Raw genomic sequence first — 5,323 nt, 5'->3', positions numbered from 1 at the left:
CGATAAATCCCTAGCGAAAGAGTACGACGCCGCCCACATGCTCTCGCCGATGCCCCTGGCCATCACGATCGGCGCGGGATCCAACCCCATTCCCTGGACCATGCCGGCGGTCGAGAACATCAACGGCCAGGCGATCACGCTCGCGATGAAGCACAAGGACAAGCGCGACCCGGCCGACTGGAAGGGGTTCAAGTTCGCCGTCCCCTTCGATTACTCGATGCACAACTATCTGCTGCGCTACTACCTCGCCGAGCATGGCTTGGATCCGGATCGGGACGTGCAGATCCGCGCCGTACCGCCGCCCGAGATGGTCGCCAACCTGCGTGCCGACAACATCGACGGTTTCCTGGCGCCCGATCCCGTGAATCAGCGCGCCGTCTACGATGGCGTGGGCTTCATCCATCTCCTCTCCAAAGAGATCTGGGACGGACACCCCTGCTGTGCCTTCGCCGCCAGCCGCGAGTTCGTCACCGGCATGCCCAACACCTATCAGGCGCTGCTCAAGGCGATCCTGGATGCGACCGCCTATGCCCGCAAGGCCGAGAACCGCAAGGAGATCGCCGCAGCGATCGCACCGGCCAATTATCTCAACCAGCCGGTCACGGTCGTGGAGCAGGTTCTCACCGGGACCTTCGCCGACGGCTTGGGCAATATCGTGCGGGATCCCGATCGGATCGACTTCGACCCCTTCCCCTACGAATCCTTTGCGATTTGGATCCTGACCCAGATGAAGCGTTGGGGCCAGATCGAGGGCGATGTCGACTACGCGAAGGTGGCAAGCGAGGTCTTCCTGGCGACCGATGCGGCCCGTCTCATGAAAGAGGTCGGCATGGACGCACCGACCGATCCGGTGATGGCCTTCTCGGTCATGGGCAAGCCGTTCGATCCGTCGAAGCCGGAGGCCTATGTCGAGAGCTTCCCGATTCGGAGGACGTGACGGATGAAGCCAACCAGCTTCTGGGCAGCACCGATCCTCTCGGTGCTCTTCTTCGGGCTCTTCGTCGGTATCTGGCACTTCTCGACCCAGCAGACCCTCGGCGAGGTGACGGTGGATCCCGAATACGCGGCCCTGATCGGCGCACAGGCGGCCACGGGCGGGCAGTCGGCGATGCCCGGCCCGCTGGATGTCGGCGCGAAGCTCTGGGAGCACATCCGGGACCCCTTCTATGACCGGGGGACCAACGATAAGGGGATCGGCACCCAGCTGATCTACTCGATCGGGCGCGTCCTGATCGGCTTCGCGCTCGCGGCGCTGGTCGCGATCCCCTTGGGCTTCGTGATCGGGATGTCACCCTTGATCTATAGGGCGCTCGATCCCTTCATCCAGGTCCTCAAGCCGATCTCGCCGCTCGCCTGGATGCCGCTTGCGCTCTACACCATCAAGGACTCCAACATCTCGGCCGTGTTCGTGATCTTCATCTGCTCGCTCTGGCCGATGTTGGTCAACACCGCCTTCGGTGTCGCCTCGGTGCGCAAGGACTGGCTGAACGTCGCCCGAACGCTCGAGGTCTCGTCGCTGCGCACCGCCTTCCAGGTCATCCTCCCCGCCGCCGCGCCCACCATCATGACCGGCATGCGGATCTCGGTCGGCATTGCCTGGCTGGTCATCGTGGCCGCCGAGATGTTGGTCGGCGGCACCGGGATCGGCTATTTCGTGTGGAACGAGTGGAACAACCTCTCCATCACCAACATCATCAGCGCCATCCTATTGATCGGTTTGGTCGGCATGATGCTGGACACCATGCTCGCGCAGTTGGCCCGCGCGGTCACCTACAAGGAGTGAGCAGCATGTCGCAGCCCTTTCTGAAGATCGAGGGATTGACCAAACGCTTTGCAGGCTCAGGCGGAGCGCCCGACTTCACGGTATTCGAAAACATCTTCTTCGGGATCGAGAAGGGTGAGTTCGCCTGCATCATCGGCCACTCCGGATGCGGCAAGACCACCATCCTGAACGTCCTGGCCGGACTGGACGAGGCGACCGAGGGCGGCGTGGTCATGGGCGGTCGGGAGATCGCAGGTCCCTCGCTCGAACGCGGCGTGGTCTTCCAGAGCCACGCCCTGCTGCCCTGGCTGACCGCCCTGGGCAACGTCGTCTTTGGTGTACGCTCACGCTGGCCCCACTGGTCGTCCAAACAGATCGAGGCCCACAGCGTCCGCTACCTGGAGATGGTCGGCTTGGGCGGGGCCCTTCACAAGAAGCCGGCCGAGCTCTCCGGCGGCATGAAGCAGCGAGTCGGGATCGCACGCGCCTTTGCGATCGAGCCCAAGATGCTCCTGCTCGACGAGCCCTTCGGCGCGCTGGACGCGCTCACGCGCGGCACCATCCAGGACGAGCTCCTCTCGATCGTCCAGGCCACCCACCAGACCGTCTTCATGATCACGCACGACGTAGACGAGGCCATCCTGCTCGCCGACAAGGTGCTGCTGATGAGCAACGGCCCCTACGCAAAGATCGCTGAGATCGTCGAGATCACCATGCCGCGTGAGCGCACCCGCGCGACCGTCCATCACGATCCTCAGTACTACCGGATTCGCAATCACCTGGTCGACTTCCTGGTGAATCGCTCCAAGACCTACGCGGGCGAGCAAGGCGACGACCCCGTGCACCCACCGATCGTCCGTCCCGGAATCGAGGGGAGCGCCCACGTCGTCCCGCTCTCCAAACCACCGACCCCATCGGACCAGGCCCGCCCTGGACCCACCCTTCGCAACGCATCCAACTGATGGAGACCACAGCATGACACGCGACGACGTCACCGCTCTCATCCTGTCCGCCAAGCTCGAGAAAGGACTGAGCTGGGCCCAGCTCGCCGAGATCATCGGCCACAGTAAAGAATGGTCGACCGCGGCCCTCCTGGGTCAGATGACCCTCACCGAGACACAGGCCAAGGCCGTCGGCGCCGCGCTCGGGTTGCCGGACGAGGCGATCACTCAGCTCCAGATCGTCCCCTACAAAGGGTCCTTACCCACCGCCGTGCCGACCGATCCGCTCATCTACCGCTTCTACGAGCTCGTCAATGTCTACGGGACATCGATCAAGGCGCTGATCCACGAAGAGTTCGGCGACGGCATCATGAGTGCCATCGACTTCACCATGGATATCCAACGCGAGCCCGATCCCAAGGGCGACCGCGTACACATCCAGATGAGCGGGAAATTCCTGCCTTATAAGACCTACTAAACCGCGTCCGGAGCGACATGCGTAACGTTCATTTTGCGTTTGGCCTTGGAGATGTCCTCGATCTCGGTGAGACGCGGTTTAAAATTTAATATTTTTTAATAGTTTAAACCGCGCCAGCTCCGACAGCCGTCGGAGCTGGCACGTCCAATCCATTCCAATAAATTACGCATACCGCACCGGGCGCGGTTTAAACCGTCTCGACCTCGAAGCCGACCAGCGTGCGCCGCTCGCGGCTGAACTCGATGCCGATCAGGTGGATGGGTTCGCCGGCGGCACGGTATTTGTCCGCGTAACCGCGGTCCTTGATCTGCTGGAGTGCGCGTCCCTCGGGTGCCAGCTCCACGACCTTGAATTCGAACAGCCAGATCCGGCTGTTGAACTTAAGGGTTAGGTCAATCCGGCCTTGATTACCGGAATCCTCCGGCGTCAGGTCCAGCCCCAGGGCGGCAAGGTGGCTGTAGAAGACGCTTGCATAGAAGCCCTCGTAACGGGCGATCGGGTGGCCGTCGTGCCACTGATGCGGGATGGCTGCGAAGAGCGCTTCGATGTGGGCGCGCAAGGCGCTGAAATCGCCGGACAGGAGCACATCGTAGAGTCGGCTCGCCAGCTCGCTGGCGTGTCCCGGCCGGCCGATCAGCGCCTTTGCCAAGCTGTCGTTGAGTGCTGTCTCGACCTCCAGGTTCGGATAGCCCAGGGTGTATTCGAGCCGTGCGCCGATACGCCGCGTGCCGGTGAAGGTGAGGTAGCCGCTCTGCCACAACAGGGCCTCGGGGGTCAGGTGATCGACGTCGAAGGCCGATAAGAGCGCCTCGTCGGCGCGCAGCCGTGCCAAACTGGGGGTAAAAAAGCCGCGTTCGGTGAGCAAATCGACCAGAAAGGTCGGCGTGCCGGTCTCGAACCACCAGGTGCGGAATTCGCGCGCATCGAACAGCAGCAGCAGGTCGAAGGGGTTATAGACGGCCTCGCCTGTCCAGTTATAGCCGTTGTACCAACGGCGAATCTGCTCTCGGTCCAGGCCGGGAAGCTCAGGAGCAAAAACGGTCCCGACATCCTGCTCGGTGTAGCCGCAGAGGGCCGAGTAGCGTGCATCGATTGTGATGTCCTTCAGGTTGTTTAACCCCGAGAAGATGCTCACCTTGCTGAATTTGGTCACCCCGGTGAGGAAGGCGAAGCGGATGTGGGCGTCGGATCCCTTGATCACCGAGTAGAGGTTACGCAGACCGTCGCGCATAGCGCGAGCCGTATCGCGGTCGTTCAGATTGTCGAGGATCGGCTTGTCGTATTCATCCACCAGGACCACGACACGTTGTCCATAGTGGGCGTGGGTCTTGCGAATCAGCTCGCCGAATGCCCCGGCGATGTCGAGATCCGGATGGACGGCGACCGCCAGCGCCTCGCGATTGATGCGCAGCAGATCCGCGATGCGCGCATCCAGCGCTTCGCGACTTTGCAGCACCCCTTCGGCAAAGCTGATCCGGATGACCGGATAGCGTGTCGACCAGTCCCAGTGCGGATGGATCTTCAGCCCTCGGAACAACGGCTCGTTGCCGGCAAACAGCTCGGCCAGGGTATCGACCAGCAGCGACTTGCCGAAGCGCCGCGGGCGGGAGAGGAAATAATATTTCCCCTCGTCGATCAACTGTCGGGCAAAACCTGTCTTGTCGACATAGTAATAGTCGTCCTCACGGATCTCGCGGAAGGTCTGAATCCCGATCGGCAGTTTGCGGCGGTGCATGGCTGACCTCGGCAGGCTGATGCGTGATGGGCGTTGCGGTGGCGATCGAGCGCCCTCTGCTCAGCGTAACGGGTCGATGAGGGCCTGTCATGTGAGCCGCAGCACCTTGACGATCCTCTCCTCTTCCAGAATCTCGTATACCAGCCGATGCTGTATATTGATGCGCCTTGAATCGGAGCCCGCAAGATCGCCAACGAGTTTTTCGAAAAGGGGTGGCCGCTTAAATGGGTCTTCGGCAAGAATCGCCAACAACTCCTGTGCCTTTGATTTCAAGCCACTTGACGCCAGCTTCTTCGCGTCCCTCTGTGCTTGCTTCGTATAAACCACCTGCCACTTCACCTTTCTAGTGCAACGGTTCAGAAATTCCGAGACCGTCCGAAATCATCGTCGTTGTCGTTGTCGTTGTC

At 61.7% G+C, this 5,323-nt stretch carries 6 protein-coding genes; 4 read left to right on the top strand and 2 right to left on the bottom strand.

Going from position 1 to position 5,323, the window contains the following annotated elements; genetic code table 11:
- From VLR48_RS04400 to cynS, 4 genes are all read left to right on the top strand, one after another.
- Positions 1-937 (top strand): CmpA/NrtA family ABC transporter substrate-binding protein (locus tag VLR48_RS04400; RefSeq protein WP_325290617.1); only part of this gene is annotated, 937 nt, incomplete at its 5' end.
- 3 nt (positions 938-940) lie between these two features.
- On the top strand, positions 941-1,783 hold the full coding sequence (gene ntrB, locus VLR48_RS04395) for a nitrate ABC transporter permease (RefSeq protein ID WP_325290616.1): 843 nt from the start codon (positions 941-943) through the stop codon (positions 1,781-1,783).
- A gap of 5 nt (positions 1,784-1,788) precedes the next feature.
- Positions 1,789-2,724, top strand: a complete 936-nt coding sequence (locus tag VLR48_RS04390) for an ABC transporter ATP-binding protein (protein ID WP_325290615.1) — start codon at positions 1,789-1,791, stop codon at positions 2,722-2,724.
- A 13-nt stretch (positions 2,725-2,737) separates the two neighbouring features.
- Complete coding sequence (gene cynS, locus VLR48_RS04385) at positions 2,738-3,181, top strand: cyanase (RefSeq protein WP_325290614.1); 444 nt, start codon at positions 2,738-2,740, stop codon at positions 3,179-3,181.
- Positions 3,182-3,368: 187 nt separating this feature from the next.
- Here cynS and VLR48_RS04380 read toward each other — a convergent pair whose 3' ends face one another.
- Together VLR48_RS04380 and VLR48_RS04375 are read right to left on the bottom strand one after the other, a co-directional pair.
- Positions 3,369-4,916 carry an ATP-binding protein gene (locus VLR48_RS04380; RefSeq protein ID WP_325290613.1) on the bottom strand — a complete coding sequence of 516 codons (1,548 nt, stop codon included), beginning with the start codon at positions 4,914-4,916 and terminating at the stop codon, positions 3,369-3,371.
- 87 nt (positions 4,917-5,003) lie between these two features.
- Positions 5,004-5,255 (bottom strand): Txe/YoeB family addiction module toxin, encoded by a 252-nt coding sequence (locus VLR48_RS04375; protein ID WP_325290612.1) that lies wholly within the window; start codon positions 5,253-5,255, stop codon positions 5,004-5,006.
- Between the last annotated feature and the right edge of the window lie 68 nt (positions 5,256-5,323).

This window comes from Thiocapsa sp., from assembly GCF_035467215.1.
GTDB lineage: Bacteria > Pseudomonadota > Gammaproteobacteria > Chromatiales > Chromatiaceae > Thiocapsa.
The sequence above is the reverse complement of the archived record's forward strand: the minus strand, read 5'-3'. Positions and strand labels throughout refer to the sequence as shown.